At 66.1% G+C, this 14,234-nt stretch carries 17 protein-coding genes and 1 pseudogene; 10 read left to right on the plus strand and 8 right to left on the minus strand.

Translation table 11 applies throughout. From position 1 onward, the window contains the following. Positions 1 to 66 precede the first annotated feature (66 nt). Genes ubiA through ACEN9H_RS25345 form a run of 4 tightly spaced genes read left to right on the plus strand, consistent with a single transcriptional unit; the run spans position 67 to position 1,962 of the window. Positions 67 to 921: a 4-hydroxybenzoate octaprenyltransferase gene (ubiA, locus tag ACEN9H_RS25330; protein ID WP_413672512.1), complete on the plus strand. Its 855-nt coding sequence runs from the start codon at positions 67 to 69 to the stop codon at positions 919 to 921. 39 nt (positions 922 to 960) lie between these two features. Further along, positions 961 to 1,281 (plus strand): DUF883 family protein, encoded by a 321-nt coding sequence (locus ACEN9H_RS25335; protein ID WP_056122587.1) that lies wholly within the window; start codon positions 961 to 963, stop codon positions 1,279 to 1,281. Then, on the plus strand, positions 1,281 to 1,682 hold the full coding sequence (locus tag ACEN9H_RS25340) for a phage holin family protein (RefSeq protein WP_413672513.1): 402 nt from the start codon (positions 1,281 to 1,283) through the stop codon (positions 1,680 to 1,682). Before ACEN9H_RS25335 ends, ACEN9H_RS25340 begins: the two co-directional genes overlap by 1 nt. Further along, positions 1,669 to 1,962: a hypothetical protein gene (locus ACEN9H_RS25345; RefSeq protein WP_160409660.1), complete on the plus strand. Its 294-nt coding sequence runs from the start codon at positions 1,669 to 1,671 to the stop codon at positions 1,960 to 1,962. The genes ACEN9H_RS25340 and ACEN9H_RS25345 overlap by 14 nt, the downstream gene beginning before the upstream one ends. On the opposite strand, the gene ACEN9H_RS25350 is transcribed toward ACEN9H_RS25345, so the two are convergent. Both ACEN9H_RS25350 and ACEN9H_RS25355 read right to left on the minus strand, forming a co-directional pair. Further along, entirely contained in the window at positions 1,959 to 2,594 is a 636-nt protein-coding gene (locus ACEN9H_RS25350; protein WP_082577018.1) for a hypothetical protein, read from the minus strand. The two genes, ACEN9H_RS25345 and ACEN9H_RS25350, sit on opposite strands and share 4 nt — an antisense overlap. A 389-nt stretch (positions 2,595 to 2,983) precedes the next feature. Beyond that, a pseudogene (locus ACEN9H_RS25355) lies at positions 2,984 to 3,553 on the minus strand (NUDIX domain-containing protein); the annotation flags it as partial. Between the two features lie 73 nt (positions 3,554 to 3,626). On the opposite strand from ACEN9H_RS25355, the gene ACEN9H_RS25360 reads away from it, so the two are divergent. Continuing rightward, on the plus strand, positions 3,627 to 4,388 hold the full coding sequence (locus ACEN9H_RS25360) for a DeoR/GlpR family DNA-binding transcription regulator (RefSeq protein ID WP_056122571.1): 762 nt from the start codon (positions 3,627 to 3,629) through the stop codon (positions 4,386 to 4,388). A 41-nt stretch (positions 4,389 to 4,429) separates the two neighbouring features. On the opposite strand, the gene ACEN9H_RS25365 is transcribed toward ACEN9H_RS25360, so the two are convergent. Beyond that, entirely contained in the window at positions 4,430 to 5,017 is a 588-nt protein-coding gene (locus tag ACEN9H_RS25365; protein WP_371768739.1) for a DUF924 family protein, read from the minus strand. A gap of 178 nt (positions 5,018 to 5,195) precedes the next feature. After that, positions 5,196 to 5,603, minus strand: a complete 408-nt coding sequence (locus ACEN9H_RS25370) for a hypothetical protein (protein ID WP_413672514.1) — start codon at positions 5,601 to 5,603, stop codon at positions 5,196 to 5,198. Between the two features lie 136 nt (positions 5,604 to 5,739). Here ACEN9H_RS25370 and ACEN9H_RS25375 point away from each other — a divergent pair, with 136 nt between their 5' ends. Further along, positions 5,740 to 6,294 carry a DUF488 family protein gene (locus ACEN9H_RS25375; RefSeq protein ID WP_413672515.1) on the plus strand — a complete coding sequence of 185 codons (555 nt, stop codon included), beginning with the start codon at positions 5,740 to 5,742 and terminating at the stop codon, positions 6,292 to 6,294. Here ACEN9H_RS25375 and ACEN9H_RS25380 read toward each other — a convergent pair. Next, positions 6,245 to 7,624, minus strand: a complete 1,380-nt coding sequence (locus ACEN9H_RS25380; RefSeq protein ID WP_413672516.1) for an MBL fold metallo-hydrolase — start codon at positions 7,622 to 7,624, stop codon at positions 6,245 to 6,247. The genes ACEN9H_RS25375 and ACEN9H_RS25380 overlap by 50 nt on opposite strands. Then, complete coding sequence (locus ACEN9H_RS25385; RefSeq protein WP_258853303.1) at positions 7,624 to 7,851, minus strand: hypothetical protein; 228 nt, start codon at positions 7,849 to 7,851, stop codon at positions 7,624 to 7,626. Before ACEN9H_RS25385 ends, ACEN9H_RS25380 begins: the two co-directional genes overlap by 1 nt. Before the next feature lie 58 nt (positions 7,852 to 7,909). Between ACEN9H_RS25385 and ACEN9H_RS25390 the strand changes: the two genes are divergently transcribed. Then, complete coding sequence (locus ACEN9H_RS25390; protein ID WP_413672517.1) at positions 7,910 to 8,293, plus strand: type II toxin-antitoxin system PemK/MazF family toxin; 384 nt, start codon at positions 7,910 to 7,912, stop codon at positions 8,291 to 8,293. 9 nt (positions 8,294 to 8,302) lie between these two features. On the opposite strand, the gene ACEN9H_RS25395 is transcribed toward ACEN9H_RS25390, so the two are convergent. Continuing rightward, positions 8,303 to 9,193: an alpha/beta hydrolase gene (locus ACEN9H_RS25395; RefSeq protein WP_413672518.1), complete on the minus strand. Its 891-nt coding sequence runs from the start codon at positions 9,191 to 9,193 to the stop codon at positions 8,303 to 8,305. Between the two features lie 176 nt (positions 9,194 to 9,369). Here ACEN9H_RS25395 and ACEN9H_RS25400 point away from each other — a divergent pair, with 176 nt between their 5' ends. The 3 genes from ACEN9H_RS25400 (at position 9,370) to ACEN9H_RS25410 (ending at position 13,746) form a co-directional block, all read left to right on the plus strand. Beyond that, the gene (locus tag ACEN9H_RS25400; RefSeq protein ID WP_413672519.1) at positions 9,370 to 12,282 is read left to right on the plus strand and encodes a TIM-barrel domain-containing protein; all 2,913 of its coding nucleotides are present in this window, start codon (positions 9,370 to 9,372) and stop codon (positions 12,280 to 12,282) included. A gap of 15 nt (positions 12,283 to 12,297) precedes the next feature. Next, a complete protein-coding gene (locus ACEN9H_RS25405) occupies positions 12,298 to 13,299 on the plus strand; it encodes a family 43 glycosylhydrolase (RefSeq protein WP_413672520.1) in 1,002 nt (333 codons plus the stop codon). Positions 13,300 to 13,368: 69 nt separating this feature from the next. Then, complete coding sequence (locus ACEN9H_RS25410) at positions 13,369 to 13,746, plus strand: hypothetical protein (protein ID WP_413672521.1); 378 nt, start codon at positions 13,369 to 13,371, stop codon at positions 13,744 to 13,746. Here ACEN9H_RS25410 and ACEN9H_RS25415 read toward each other — a convergent pair. After that, entirely contained in the window at positions 13,743 to 14,234 is a 492-nt protein-coding gene (locus ACEN9H_RS25415) for a hypothetical protein (RefSeq protein ID WP_413672522.1), read from the minus strand. The two genes, ACEN9H_RS25410 and ACEN9H_RS25415, sit on opposite strands and share 4 nt — an antisense overlap.

The following is a 14,234-nucleotide window of genomic DNA, read 5'->3' on the forward strand; positions in this document are numbered from 1 at the left end:
CGTACAGCCGGGCGCGCCCCGACAGGCTACAATCCTGACCTTGCAGATTTTCAATTCGAACGCACAATGAACAAGCTGGCGCTTTATTTCCGCCTGGTCCGGGGCCACAAGCCCATCGGCATCCTGCTGCTGCTGTGGCCCACGCTGTGGGCCTTGTGGATGGCATCGAACGGCCATCCCGATCCGATGATCCTCGCCATCTTCGTCGTCGGCACGGCGCTGATGCGGTCAAGCGGCTGCGCGATCAACGACTACGCCGACCGCGACTTCGACCGCCACGTCAAGCGTACGGTCGACCGCCCGCTGACGAGCGGCCGCATCAAGGGCTGGGAAGCGCTGATGGTGGCGGCGGTGCTCGCGATCGTCTCGTTCCTGCTGATCCTGCCGCTGAACACGCTGACGAAGCAGCTCTCCGTCGTGGCCGTGGTCGTCGCGGCCAGCTATCCGTATTTCAAGCGTTTCTTCGCGCTGCCGCAGGCCTACCTCGGCATCGCGTTCGGCTTCGGCATCCCGATGGCGTTCGCGGCCGTGCAGGACCACGTCCCGGCCGTCGCGTGGTGGCTGCTGGTCGCCAATGTGTTCTGGTCGCTGGCCTACGACACCGAGTATGCGATGGTCGACCGCGACGACGACCTGATCATCGGCATCCGCACGTCCGCCATCACGTTCGGCCGCTACGACGTCGCCGCGATCATGCTGTGCTACGCGGCGACGCTGGGCATCGACCTCGTGTGCGGCTGGTCGCTGGGCCTGCGCTGGTGGTTCGTGGCGGGCATCGCCGTCGCGGCCGGGATGGCCATCTACCACTACACCCTGATCCGCGGCCGCGACCGCATGAAGTGTTTTACCGCGTTCAACCACAACAATTGGTTGGGTGCGGCCGTGTTTGCTGGCGTCGCGCTAGACTATGCATTAGGATAATATTGTTCCCTGAATAACCCATAACGAGAGGTTCCCCCCATGATGGAAAAAATCCCGACCCAGTCCGGCGCCCGCGACCAGCTGCTGTCCGACCTGAAGACCGTCATCCAGGACGCGGAAGCGTGGCTGCGCCACAGCGGCCACCTGACCGGCGAAGAATTCAAGGCCGCCAAGGTCAAGTTCGAACGCACCCTGGTCAAGGCCAAGGAAGACATCGTCCGCCTGGAAGAAGCCGCGGTCGAAAAAGCCAAGGTCGCCGCCAAGGCCACCGACGAATACGTCAAGGAGAATCCGTGGAAGGCCGTCGGCCTGGGCACCGCCGTCGGTGTCGTGATCGGCATGCTGATCGCGCGTAAGTAATGGGAGTCGTCGCGACGGCAGGCCGGATCGCTGCGACGCTCGTCGCGATGGCGGGCACGCGGCTGGAGCTGGCCGCGGTCGAATTCCAGGAAGACGCACGCCGCCTGCTGGGCCACCTCGCGTGGACCCTGCTGGCCGTGTTCCTCGCGGCCGGCGCCCTCCTGCTGGCCGCGCTGTTCGTCATTGCCGTCTTCTGGGACACGTACCGCCTGCAAGCCGTCGGCGGCATGGCCGTCCTGTTCGGCGCGCTGGCCGGCATCATCCTCATGAAAGTCCGCGCCAGCATGACCGCGGAAGCGCCGCTGCTCTCGGCCACGCTGGCCGAACTGCGCAACGACGTCGACTACCTGCGCCATGGCCTGGCCCAACATCATGCGGAGGCAACCGATGAACAAGCCTGATCTCGCCACCCGCCGCGCGGCCCTGATCGAACAATGCGCCGAACAGCGCGTGGGCCTCGCCTACGAGCTGAAGGCGCTGCGTCCGTCGAATGCACTGGCCGGGCATCCGGTCATGGGCTATGTCGCCGCCAACCGCAAGCTGGTGCTGGGTGCGGCCGGCGCCGCACTGGGGCTCGTCCTCATGCGCCGCAAGCGCCTGGCCGGGCTCGTCACGTCGGCGCTGTCGGCGGTGAAGATGGCGCGCGGCGCGCTGGGCATCCTCGCGCAGCTGCGCCGCTAGTCGTTGAGGCCGAGCGCTTCCCAGCCATTCGGCGTCAGCTTGACGTACAGTTTTTCCTTCTGGGAGCGCTCGCCGTCGACGTTCCGCCCGACTTCGGGGAACGCTTCCTTGACCTGCGGCTTGCGGGCCCAGTCGGCCACGTTCGACAGCTGATAGGTGTAGATCACGCTGCTCTCCTCGTGGTCCCCCACCTTGGCCGGGTCCGCCCAGCGGAGCACCTTGCTCAGCGACTTGCGCCCCCAGCAGATGCGCGGCTGCTTCCCGGCGTTCGCGTGCAGGTAAGGCTTCGCGGCATCGGCCATCGTGTAGCGCTTGACCTTCACCCCGCTCGGCTTGCCATTGACGACGGCGCCGGGTAATTCCACGTCCTCGCTCCTGGCAAGGCCGACGGATTCCAGCGCCGACATCTGGCCGGCCACGCCGTCCGGGTACATCTTCTGCTGGCGGATGTCGGTTTCATACACGTCGACCGGCCATTTGATGGGATCCAGGCACAGGTCGCCCTTCTTGTCGAAATACTGGGAGACGGTGAGGCCGAAGTTCTTTTCGTTGGCCGACGTCTTGCTGCTGCAGGCGGACAGCGATGCGACCAGCGTCGCGCCCAGCATGAGGGAGATGGCAGTCTTGTTCATGGTGATGTGATTGTACCAAGGCTGGGCGCGGGTGGAATCTCTTCCATGGACGCGTACACGCGCTTGCCCAGCTTCCGCGCCGTCGCCACCATCAGGTCCGCCCCTTCCGACGCGCCGCCGATGCGCAGGACGGCATCGCACCGCTCCAGCAGGCGCTGCGCATGCGGATGGAACACGGCGTCGAACACCGCGTCCCCCGGCGCCTGCGATCCGGCCAGGCGCACCGTCGGCAACGCAAGCCATTCGCCCAGCACGGGCAGATGTCCGGCCTCGTACAACGGCATCACGCACGCTTCCATCGCCGCGACGTTGGCCGCGACACGGTCCGGGTCGCCGTCCGTGCCGGACCGGTACGGGCCCGCGACCAGAATCATCATCCCGCGCGGCGCGAACAGGTGCAAGCGCGCGTACTGCAGCAGCATGATCGTCTTGCCGTCGACGATGCCCGTGCCGATCATGGCCAGCGCCGCGTCGATGTCCAGTTCCAGCACGTCCAGCCGCTCGCCCTCGGCCGCCACGCCGCCGCCGGGTCCCACGCGGTCGCGCGCCTCGTACTCGGCCACGAAGAAGTGCAGGCGCTCCGTCACGCTGCCGGGGCTCATGAACGCATCCCACAAGCGGATGACCTTGCCGACGCGGTAGCCGGTCTCCTCTTCGACCTCGGCACGGATGCGTTCTTCCGGACTGGCGCCGTCGAGCAGGCCCGCCGCCGCCTCGACGAGGAAGCCGTCGTGGCCGTTCACATAGGCCGGCAGGCGGAACTGGCGGGTCAGCACGACGGTGCGCCGCGCGCGGTTGACCAGCAGCAGCGTCGCGCCATTGCCGCGGTCATAGGTTTCCCGGGTCTGCACATCCCAGCCGCCTTCGGCCGTGCGCAGCGCGAACGTCGTCTTGTTCAGGATGCCCCAGTCGTCCGAGAGCAGCTCGACCTGCCTGATTTCCACATGATCCTGCACGATATTCTCCAGTCATTGAAGTTCGTGTAAACTATCGTGCAGTATCGTGCAATGTCAAGCACGACGAAAGGACGGCATGCTGACGAGCCAGCGCAAGCAGTATCTGATGGACGTGTTGCGGCGCGACGGCCAGATCGTCGCCACGAAGATGAGCGCGGAACTGGGCGTGTCGGAAGACACGGTCCGGCGCGACCTGCGCGAGCTCGCCAAGGAAGGCCTGCTGCAGCGGGTGCACGGCGGCGCCCTGCCCGCCAGCCCGGCGCTGGCGGACTTCGCCACGCGCCACGCTATCGCCACCGACGACAAGGCCGCCATCGGCCGCGCCGCCGCCGCGCTCGTGCAGCCGGGCCAGGTCGTGTTCGTCGACGGCGGCACGACGTGCGCGCAACTCGTGCGTGCGCTGCCGCGGCGCCTGGGAGCGACGGTCGTCACGCACAGCCCGTCCATCGCGATGGAGCTGATGGACCATCCGGACATCGACGTGATCATGCTCGGCGGCCGCCTGTTCCGCCACTCGGCCGTCGGCGTGGGCGCGGCGACCCTGGAAGCGATCGCCCGGATCCGCGCCGACACGTATTTCATGGGCGTGACGAGCGTGCATCCCGAGAGCGGGCTGTCGACCGGCGATTACGAAGAAGCGTGCATCAAGCGGGCGCTGTGCCATGCGGCGGCCGAGACCATCGTGCTGGCGTCGTCGGAGAAACTGGCCACTGCATCCCCGTACCGGATCGTCGGGCTGGCCGAGATCAGCGGGATGGTGGTGCCGGCGGCGACCGGCGAGGAAGTGTTGCGGCCGTATCGGGAGATGGGGATTGCGCTGACGCTGGCGGCGCACTAGCGGCAGGTCGCACAAGCCGAAAGCTCGGCTTGTGGCAGGCCTTAGTGAGGCGACCCAGCGTATCCGAGCCGGCTCAGAAAGGCGATTTCCTCAGCGGTCGAAGTACGGCCGAGTATGCTGTTGCGAAACGGGAATCGGCCGAACCGGGCAATGACATCGCGATACTTTCGCACCCATCCGAGCACTTCGTCAAAACCCGGGCAGTCGTCCGCCAGTGTCGTGAACAGCGCAACTGAAATGTCTTGCATGGCCAAGTCCTCTGCGTGCTCGAACGGCATATATGCGAACCAGCGCTCAAGCGGCCTCAGATATAGATGAGCACCACTGGTCCGCAGCTGCTGAGCCGCCTCGAGAGCAAGACCGTCTCCACTGAACGATTTTGCGTTGCCGCGGAAAACGTTGCGCGTGAATTGGTCGAGAACGATGATGCGGGCAAGTGTTCCGGAGGGCCCGTTGGTATCCCAGTGGCGCAGCCCTCCCGCGAGAGCCTGGTCGATCGTCTCGCCAAAGCGGGTAGCGATCACCGTATCGAAATCGGGGTCGGCGCTGAACCACGCGTCGCGCGGGGCGCCGTAGCCCTGGCTTGACGGGGTACCGTACCAAAAATCGAGAACGTCTTGATAGTCCATGTCTGCTTTCCTTGTATAACCATGATGGATTCAGGGTACTGACGCGCGAACTCCGGCAAGCCGATGGATTCGGCTGACCGATGAGATCGCGGATCGAGGAAATCAGACAGTTACCATAGCGCGATTCTAGCGACTATTTTCGCCCAGCGCATCGCGCGCCACGCGCCGGGCAACCCATTTACCTCCGGCAGCTCAACCGCACCGACTCATTCTCGCGCGCAATGACGCGGACGGCCTCGCTGTCACCGCACCGGTACACGATGCGCAACCGCTTCGACTCCCCGCGCGCCGGATCGCCGCACAGCTGATTGTCGGCACGGACGGTGCCGCGATTGCGTTCGACCTGATAACGCACGGCGCGGCGTGCGTCGCAGGAAGCGAAGTGCGTGCCGTATTCCGCGTCTTCGACGAAGATGCGCGAGCCGCGGCCTTCACCGCGGCCGCCGCCGGCTTCGCGCAGGCCGGCGGCATAGCCGTCGTCATAGCCGCGGCGGTATTCGGCGCTCTGCGCGAACGCGGACGTGGTGGCGGCGCTCAAGGCCAGGATCGCGGCGATGCGCAGGAGGGGGCGATTATTGAGTGTCATTTTGTTCTCCCGATTGAAGTGGATGACTTCATCGTAGCGCGCGCGCTTGAAACGCTCTGTGCGGTCGGTGTAAGAGACGTTTCAGTCTGTAAGGAAGCGGGCGCCCCGCCCCGCGCGGCCGTGCCAGAATAAGGCCATGACACCCGCACCCGTCTGCACCATCGGGCATTCGAACCGTACGATCGAGGAGTTCATCGGACTGCTCTGGCAGAACGGCATCGCCTGCCTGCTCGATATCCGGACCGTCCCCAAATCGCGCCACAATCCGCAATTCGGGCAGGATGAACTCGCGGCCTCGCTGCTTGATGCCGGCATCGAATACCGATACATCAAAGGCCTCGGCGGCCTGCGCCGCCCGCTCAAGGATTCACCGAATGCCGCCTGGCGCAACACGTCGTTCCGCGGCTACGCGGACTACATGCAGACCGACGAATTCGCGGCCAACGTCGACGCGGTCATCGAACTCGCGCAGACCCGGCCCTGCGCGCTGATGTGCGCGGAAGCCGTGCCGTGGCGCTGCCACCGCTCGCTCGTCGCCGATGCGCTGCTGGTGCGCGGCGTGCCAGTCGACGACATCATCGATGCGCGCCAGCGCAAGGCGCACAAGCTGACGCCCTTCGCCCACGTCGAAGGCCTGCGCATCACGTATCCTCCGGAGCAATCGGAACTGGACCTGGGACCGCCGGGCTGAGCAACCGGCGCAACTGCGCCCGCTGGTAGGCGCCGAAGCCCTCGCTGAACAGGCAGCGGATCAGCGGATCCTCGACCACGTCGGCCTGCGCCAGGTCGCGCTCCGTGTCCGCATCGAACACGGCATCGTTGATGCGCATGTACAGCGACGTCAGCGACTCGCCCAGTTCCAGCGCCGCGTACAGTTTCACGGCGGGGATTCCGGTGGTCCAGCCCAGTGGCCCATCATCGTCGACCAGGTCCGCGCTGCCCGGCGACAGCCGGTAGCGGAAGCGCGTCACCTCGCCCGCATGATCGTGGATCGACAACTGCCAGAGGCGCGGGCTGTCGAAATACTCGCTCTCGTCATCCAGCGCGGCGTAGCGGTCCGCCAGGCCGGTGCGGCAGAAGTCCAGCACGCGCGTCCACTGGTCCGCCGTCAGCGCGGGGAAATGGCGGGCGATGTCGGCCGTGGGCGGCGCGTCGGCATTGCCCTCATAGATGTAGTCGACGTCCTGCGCGCCGACGGGAATGACCCAATCCAGCGGCGGCGCCGGATGCAATCCGTCGGTATCCAGCACCATCGAGACCGACGGATCCATGCGCACGACGCGCGCGTGCGGCAGCACCGCCTGCACCTCGTCGGTGAAGCGCGCATACGAGATCGGGAAGAACGCCCGGTTGTACCACGACCAGGGTTCGAGCCGGAACTGGCAGGAGCTCGGCACGACGAAGCGCGGGTCCAGGGCCTGCAACTGCTCCAGCCATTCCTCCGGCAGCGCCGGCGGCGCGGGTTCGGCGCGCGTCGGGGCCAGCACCTCGATCTCGCGCATCGTCTGGAACGGAAACAGCACGAGGTCCCACGGTTTCTCGGCGACGAGACGCGCGAGCGCCGCATCGTCGATCCACGAGTCGACCACGTTCAGGATGTTCAGCCCGGCGGCACGGACCTGGAACATCGAGTCGACTTCGGCATCCATCGCTTCGCGCGGCACGACCTGGAACGGGCCGACGTCCACGGGCACGTCCAGCTGCAGCGCATGCACGTGGCTGAAACCCAGCGCGCGCACCATGTCGAACAGCTCATCGAACAGGCAGTAGATGTATAGCGGCGTCGCGCGGTCCAGCAGGTCCAGGCTCTCGAGCGAGCAGTGGTCGTCGTGGAAGTGGGAGATGAAGACGGCATCGAAGCGCTGGCGCCGGATCAGCGCTTCGTCGAAGCGCACGTCCGGGAACGCGTGGCAGTTGCGGCTGAACGGGTTTTCGAAGATGGTGTCGAAAGCGATGCGCGTACCCTCGCATGTGAACACGTAGCCCGCATGCAGGATCCGCGCGACCGTCAACGCGGCCATCAGTCCAACCGCTTCAAGCGCTGGCCCAGGATGCCCCAGCGGCAATCGACGCCGTCCAGCTGCGCGCACAGTGCCCAGCCGGTGCCGATCTTCTCGACCGTGACGGGCGTCTCGATTTCCCTGGCCAGCTTCTCGGCCCAGCCGCGCGCGGCGCCCTGGCCCTTGAACAGCTCCTTGCCTTCGTAGATGACGGTGGCGTCGAATACGGGCATGGCGAATATGGTCATGGCTTCCTCTGGATGGTGCGTAAAGCGCTATCCTATCATTCCACGGATTGGAAACCACATGGACAACGACCACACGCCCGCGCGGCGCATCGACAAGGGGGAGCTCTACTGGGTAGCGCCGGACGGCGCGCGCGGCTCGGTGCCCGGCTATCCCCATCCGCACCTCGTGGTGCAGGACGACCTGTTCAACCATTCGCGCATCGACACCGTGATCGTCTGCGCCCTGACGACGAACCTCAGGCGGGCAAGCGAGCCCGGTTGCGTGCCGCTGGAACCCGGCGAGGGCGGACTCGAGAAACGCAGCGTCGTCCTGCCTTCGCAGATCAGTGCGATCCCGAAAGCACGGCTGGGAGCACGCATCGGCCGGCTGTCCGGCGAACGCGTGGACCAGGTGCTCGCCGGCCTGCGCTTCCTGCAGGCGTCGCACTTCCGCGGACGCTGAACGACGCTTCTATTCGCCCTGCTGCTGCATCGCCTTCGTCAGCCCGCTCGGCCCGGCCGGCTTCTTCGGCTTCCATACCCACATCAGGCCGCGCACGTAGCCGTCGCCTTTCACGGCCGTGTGATCGAGCCCTTCCATCGTCCACGTCTGCAGCGCCAGGCCCTGGTAGTTGCGGTTGCCCAGCTGCTTCTGGAACGCCACGACGGGCTGCTGGAATGCGGGATATTCGATGCTGCCGTGCGAGATGAACATGCGCGCGGGCAGCGCCTTGTGGTCGCGGGCGTAGGCGGCATCGAGCTTGCCGAGCGCGCCGTGGTCCCAGCCGGCCGCGGGGCTGATCGCGATGTGGCCCGCGAAGAAGCCGGGCGCCTTGTACGCGGCCGCGATGGCGAACAGGCCGCCCAGCGAGCTGCCGGAGATCACGCGGTCCGTCTTCTCGGCGCGGAAGCGGCTTTCGATCAGCGGCGCGACCTCCTTCGTGATGAAGCCGAGGAAGGCGTCGGCCCTGCCCGAATCCGCGTCCGTGGCGGTGATGGTGTAGTCGCGGCGGCGCTCGACGTCGTAGTTGGCGCCGGATGGATACGACAGGCCCACCATGATGAATTCGGGGACCTGGTTATCGTAGATCAGGTTGCCGTAGGTGGCGGTGAGGAGCGGCGTGTCCCAGTACGCATCGAGGTAGTACAGGACGGGGTAGCGCTTTTCCGGATGCGCCGCGTAGCTGGACGGCAGCACGACGACCAGCTCATGCGCCCTGCCCGTGGACTGCGATTGCACGGGGATGATCTGCGTGTTCTCCAGCACGAAGTGGCGTTCGCCCGCCGGGACGGCGGCCTGCTGCGCCGAGGCGGGGATGACGACGCCGAGCGCGACGGCGCATGCTACCAACAGTGTCTTCATGAGGTCTCCTTTATTGTGATCACACGATGATAGCGCTATCTCGGCGCGCCGGGGTACGTACGCGGCCTTTGCGATATCGTTTTCGTTATCGATATCGTAAAAATTAGTATTATCGCCGAACAAATTATTCTGCTAACGTCCCGCGTTAATCCAGCCATCCATCGACCAGGAATGTCATGAAACCACATACCGCGCTGCCGACGCTCACGCTGCTCGCCACTCTCGCCGCGAGCGCGCACGCGGCGCCGCTCGCCGGCCTCGACGCCAACGGCCACCTGCTGCCGGTCGCCGCCGCGACGGCGTCCTTCTCGTACGCGCCCATCGCGCACGGCGTGCAGGTCCGCGTCGGCGGCGTGACCAAGAACGTGATCTTCTACGGCCCGGCGACAGTGCGCGTGAACACGACGCTCGGCGAAAACTTCTGGCGCCATCCGAGCATCGTCGTGACGCACGCGCCCGCGGCCGTCGCCTTCACGACGCGCGACGGCGCCGACTCCCTCACGCTCGAGAGCAAGCTGCTGCGCATCGTCATCGACAAGTCGACCGGCGCCATCACGTTCCAGGATGCGCAGGGCAAGGTCTATACGCAGGAAAAGCGCAGCGCACCGCAGACGCTGAAGAAAATCGAGCTGGCCGGCGCGCCGACCTATGAAGCGCGCAACACGTTCACCCTGAAGCCCGGCGAGGGCATCTACGGGTTCGGGTTCGTGGGCGAAGGCGACATCAACCGCCGCAACAAGGACCTGCTGCTGGTGCAGACGAACATCGGCATCATCATCCCCGTCATGATGTCGACGGAACGCTACGGCATCCTGTGGGACACGTATTCGAAGATGCGCTTCACGGATAACGCCGAGGGCGCGTCGCTGTGGGCGGAAAGCGCGCCGGGCGGCGTCGATTACTATTTCATGGCCGGCGCCACGCTGGACGACGTCGTCGCCGGCTACCGCGACCTCACCGGCGCGGCGCCGATGGTGCCGAAGCAGGCGTTCGGCCTGTTCATGAGCAAGGAGCGCTACCAGACGCAGGACCGCCTCGTCGAGGTGGCACGCACGTTCCGCAAGGAGCAGTTCCCGCTCGACTACATTGTGCAGGACTGGCAGTACTGGGGCAGCGACAAGGACGGTACCTGGAGCGGCATGACGTGGAACCGCGAGCGCTTCCCCGATCCGAAGGGCATGACGAAGGCCATCCACGACATGCACCTGAAGCTGATGGTGTCGATCTGGCCTTCGATCGGCAACGACACCGCGCTGGCGCATGAACTCGACCAGCACAAGCTGCGCTTCGAACCGCTGCACTGGATTTCGAAGAAGGCGCGCATCTACGACGCGTACAGCCCCGAAGGCCGCAAGATCTACTTCAAGCACGTCAAGCAGGGCCTGCTCGACGTGGGCGTGGACGCGCTGTGGATGGACGGGACCGAGGTCGAAGTCGGCACGGCCGCGCACAACGCCGCCGACAACGAGCGCGACATCAAGGGACTCGGCAACAACGCCATGGGCGACTTCGCCCGCTACCTCAATCCGTACTCGCTGATGACGACGCTCGGCACGTACGAGGGACAACGCGCCACCAGCAACCAGCGCGTGTTCACCCTGACACGCTCGGCCTGGGCCGGCGCGCAACGGACGGCGGCGGCGTCTTGGTCGGGCGACACGCGGGCGAGCTGGAAAACCCTGCTTGAGCAGATCAACGGCGGCGTCAACGTCACCATCACCGGCAACCCGTACTGGACGCAGGACACCGCCGGCTTCTTCATCGGGGGTGGATTCCCGGGCGGCGAAAAGAATGCGTCGTACCGCGAACTGTACGCCCGCTGGCTGCAATACGCCGCCTTCAATCCGCTGATGCGCATCCACGGCACCGACATCGAGCGCGAGCCTTACCTCTTCAAGCAGACGGATCCCGAGATGTACAAGGCGCTGTACGACGCCGTCCGCCTGCGCTACCGCCTGCTGCCTTATACCTACAGCCTGGCCGGCAAGGTCACCCGCGACGGCTACACGCTGATGCGCGCCCTGCCGATGGATTTCCCGGACGATCCGCGCGTGCGCGACATCAACGACGCGTTCCAGTTCGGCCCGTCCTTCCTCGTCCATCCGGTCACGCGCCAGATGTACCGCTTCCAGCCGCCGCCGCCCGCCACCATCCCGGCGGCCGCGCTGCGCACGCCCGACGGCAGGCCCGGACTGGCTGGCCAATACTTCGCGGGCACCAACTTCGAGACACCGCACGGCAAGACCGTCGACGCCACCATCGACTTCCAGTGGCCCGGCCCGCCGCTGGCCGACATGCCGGCCGGCCTGGCGAGCCTCGACAACTTCTCCGCGCGCTGGACGGGCGCCGTCGTGGCGCCGGAAGACGGCGAATACGAGCTGGGCGCGGAAGGCGACGACGGTTACCGCCTGTATGTCGACGGCAAGCTCGCCGTCGAGGACTGGAAAAACGGCGGCAAGCGCTACGCCGGCACCAAGGTCGTCCTGAAAAAGGGCCAGAGCCTCCCCATCACCCTCGAGTATTACAACGCCACGTCGGAGCGCAGCCTGCGCCTGGCATGGCGCACGCCGTCGCAACTGGCCGCGCAGGCGCAAACGTCGGGCAAGCCGGACACGACGATGCAGACCTACCTGCCCGCCGGCACCGACTGGTACGACTTCTGGACGCACGAGCGCTTCAAAGGCGGCACCACGGTCGCGAAGGACGTGCCGCTCGACGTCTTCCCGCTGTACGTGCGCGCCGGTGCGATCGTGCCGATGGGCCCCGTCGTCCAGTACGCCACCGAGCGGCCGGATGCGCCGTACGAGATCCGCGTCTATCCGGGCGCCGACGGCAAGTTCACGGTCTATGAAGACGACAACGAAACGTACGACTACGAAAAGGGCAAGTACGCCACGTACGACCTGGCGTGGAACGACGCCGCGCGCACGCTGACCATCGGCGCCCGCAAGGGCACGTTCAAGGGCCTGGTCGGGACGCGCAAGCTGAATGTCGTCGTCGTCGGCCGGGACAACGCGACCGCCATCGAACCGGCGGGCGCGACGAAGTCGGTCACGTATGCCGGCAAACCGCTGTCGATCAAGTTCTGAGTCCAGGGAGACCCCATGAAATCGTTCCTCGCCACCCTGGCCCTGGTGCTGCCGCTGGCGGCCAGCGCGGCCGACGTCGCACCGAAACCGGTGTTCCGCGACCCCGTGTACGACGGCGCGGCGGATGTGTCGATCGTGTACGACCGCGCCGCCAAACTGTGGAAGATGTTTTATACCAATCGCAGGGCGACGATGAAGCTGCCCGACCCGAAGGACGTCGAATGGGTGCACGGCACGGCCATCGGCATCGCGACGTCCCCGGACGGCATGCACTGGCGCTATCAGGGCACGGCCGAGTTTCCCAAGGCGTGCACGGACGTGACGCTGTGGGCGCCCGAGATCTACTATGAAAACGGCACGTACCACATGTGGCTCACGATCGTGCCTGGCATCTTCCACCGGTGGGGCGGCCCCGGCGCGGATGGCCGCATCGAGCACCTGACCAGCACCGACCTGTCCACATGGAAGTGCGAAGGCACCGTGAAGCTGGACACGGGCCGCATGATCGACCCGACCGTCATCAAGCTCGGACAGGGTTATCGGATGTGGTACAAGGACGAGCGCGCCGGCAGCAAGATCCTGGCCGCCGACAGCCAGGACCTGCGCACGTGGAAGAAGGTCAGCGACGAGCCGGTCAATCCGACCACGGGCGAGGGACCGAAGGTGTTCCGCTTCAAGGGGTATTACTGGATGGTCGTCGACGTGTGGAAGGGCCTGATGGTGCTGCGGTCCGACGATGCGCGTACCTGGACGGAACAGAAAGGCTACATCCTCGGCGAACCGGGCCGCAAGGCCACCGACCGGGCCAAGGGACAGCACGCGGACGTCGTCGTCGATGGCGACCGCGCGTTCATCTATTACTTCGTCCACCAGGTGAACGAGACGGAAGCGGCCACGGACGCGCGCTGGAACCAGCGTACGGTCATCCAGGTGGCGGAGCTGGTGTTCAAGGACGGCCGGCTCGAGGTCGACCGCGACCGGGATGTCTCGTTCCGGCTGAAGGCGCCATCGCCCTGACGTGACTTTGTGCGTATTTATGCGAGGTAAAACCGGCATACACTATGCCGGTTTATCAACGGGAACCTCATGGACATCCACACTCGCATTACCGCTGCACTTCACATCGTCATCGGCGTACTGGGCGCCGGCATGATGCTGATCTTCGCGCTCGGCACCAACTGGATCGGCCACTTCATCGCCGACTCGGCCGGCGGCGACGGCGCCGTGGCGAACTTCTTCTTCGGCTTCGGCGCGGTGGTGGCCGGATTCTTCGCGCTGCTGCTGGCGGCGGAAGCCATCGCCGGGATCGCGCTGCTGAAAGGATCGCCGACCGGGCGCGTGTTCACGATCATATTCAGCGTGCTCGGGCTGCTCAACTTCCCGTTCGGTACCGCGATCGGCGTCTATTCGCTCTGGGCCCTGCTGGGCAACCGGCCGGCAGCGGCCGGGGCGCCAGGCCGTTAGCCCGCGTCGCTCGCCTCGCAATACTGGGGCTGACCGAGCATCGCCGACACCGTGTGCGGGCCGCCGCCGGCGCGCGGGTGCGCCACGTCGCAACGGAGACGCACCGCGACGGATTCATTCTGCATCACGAACAGCACGGCCCCGATCAGCACACCCTTCGCGGGATGGCGGATGCACAGGGCCGTGAGCGCGCCGCTCACCGAAGGCGGATTGAGCAGCGACGTCGTGCTCCGGCGTTCGTCGGCCGCCGTCCATGAAAAACGGCCATCGGGCGCCATGGGGATGACTTCGCCCACGTCGGTGCAGGGATGATTCTTGCCGGGGAATTTGGCCAGGAAGAGCTCGACGCCGGCAACCGGCTTCCCCTCATCGAGGACGATCCCGTCGACGGCCGGCCGCAGATGGGCCACGTGCGGGACCGGCGTGCACGCCGCAAGGCCTGCGGCAAGCATCGACATGACGGACAGGCGCACGGTGGCGGACAGCAT

Origin of the sequence: Massilia cellulosiltytica, from assembly GCF_047325105.1 — a bacterium.
In the GTDB taxonomy this organism is placed as follows: domain Bacteria; phylum Pseudomonadota; class Gammaproteobacteria; order Burkholderiales; family Burkholderiaceae_D; genus Telluria; species Telluria orientalis.

What these genes read in the sequence shown, in the direction of transcription:
- ACEN9H_RS25410 (WP_413672521.1), top strand. Translation starts at nt 13,369, where the DNA reads ATGGACATCCACACTCGCATTACCGCTGCACTTCACATCGTCATCGGC.
- ACEN9H_RS25380 (WP_413672516.1), bottom strand. Translation starts at nt 7,624, where the DNA reads ATGGCCGCGTTGACGGTCGCGCGGATCCTGCATGCGGGCTACGTGTTC.
- ACEN9H_RS25360 (WP_056122571.1), top strand. Translation starts at nt 3,627, where the DNA reads ATGCTGACGAGCCAGCGCAAGCAGTATCTGATGGACGTGTTGCGGCGC.
- ACEN9H_RS25415 (WP_413672522.1), bottom strand. Translation starts at nt 14,234, where the DNA reads ATGCTGTCCGCCACCGTGCGCCTGTCCGTCATGTCGATGCTTGCCGCA.
- ACEN9H_RS25395 (WP_413672518.1), bottom strand. Translation starts at nt 9,193, where the DNA reads ATGAAGACACTGTTGGTAGCATGCGCCGTCGCGCTCGGCGTCGTCATC.
- ACEN9H_RS25375 (WP_413672515.1), top strand. Translation starts at nt 5,740, where the DNA reads ATGACACCCGCACCCGTCTGCACCATCGGGCATTCGAACCGTACGATC.
- ACEN9H_RS25385 (WP_258853303.1), bottom strand. Translation starts at nt 7,851, where the DNA reads ATGACCATATTCGCCATGCCCGTATTCGACGCCACCGTCATCTACGAA.
- ACEN9H_RS25400 (WP_413672519.1), top strand. Translation starts at nt 9,370, where the DNA reads ATGAAACCACATACCGCGCTGCCGACGCTCACGCTGCTCGCCACTCTC.
- ACEN9H_RS25390 (WP_413672517.1), top strand. Translation starts at nt 7,910, where the DNA reads ATGGACAACGACCACACGCCCGCGCGGCGCATCGACAAGGGGGAGCTC.
- ACEN9H_RS25405 (WP_413672520.1), top strand. Translation starts at nt 12,298, where the DNA reads ATGAAATCGTTCCTCGCCACCCTGGCCCTGGTGCTGCCGCTGGCGGCC.
- ACEN9H_RS25350 (WP_082577018.1), bottom strand. Translation starts at nt 2,594, where the DNA reads ATGAACAAGACTGCCATCTCCCTCATGCTGGGCGCGACGCTGGTCGCA.
- ACEN9H_RS25340 (WP_413672513.1), top strand. Translation starts at nt 1,281, where the DNA reads ATGGGAGTCGTCGCGACGGCAGGCCGGATCGCTGCGACGCTCGTCGCG.
- ACEN9H_RS25345 (WP_160409660.1), top strand. Translation starts at nt 1,669, where the DNA reads ATGAACAAGCCTGATCTCGCCACCCGCCGCGCGGCCCTGATCGAACAA.
- ACEN9H_RS25335 (WP_056122587.1), top strand. Translation starts at nt 961, where the DNA reads ATGATGGAAAAAATCCCGACCCAGTCCGGCGCCCGCGACCAGCTGCTG.
- ACEN9H_RS25370 (WP_413672514.1), bottom strand. Translation starts at nt 5,603, where the DNA reads ATGACACTCAATAATCGCCCCCTCCTGCGCATCGCCGCGATCCTGGCC.
- ubiA (WP_413672512.1), top strand. Translation starts at nt 67, where the DNA reads ATGAACAAGCTGGCGCTTTATTTCCGCCTGGTCCGGGGCCACAAGCCC.
- ACEN9H_RS25365 (WP_371768739.1), bottom strand. Translation starts at nt 5,017, where the DNA reads ATGGACTATCAAGACGTTCTCGATTTTTGGTACGGTACCCCGTCAAGC.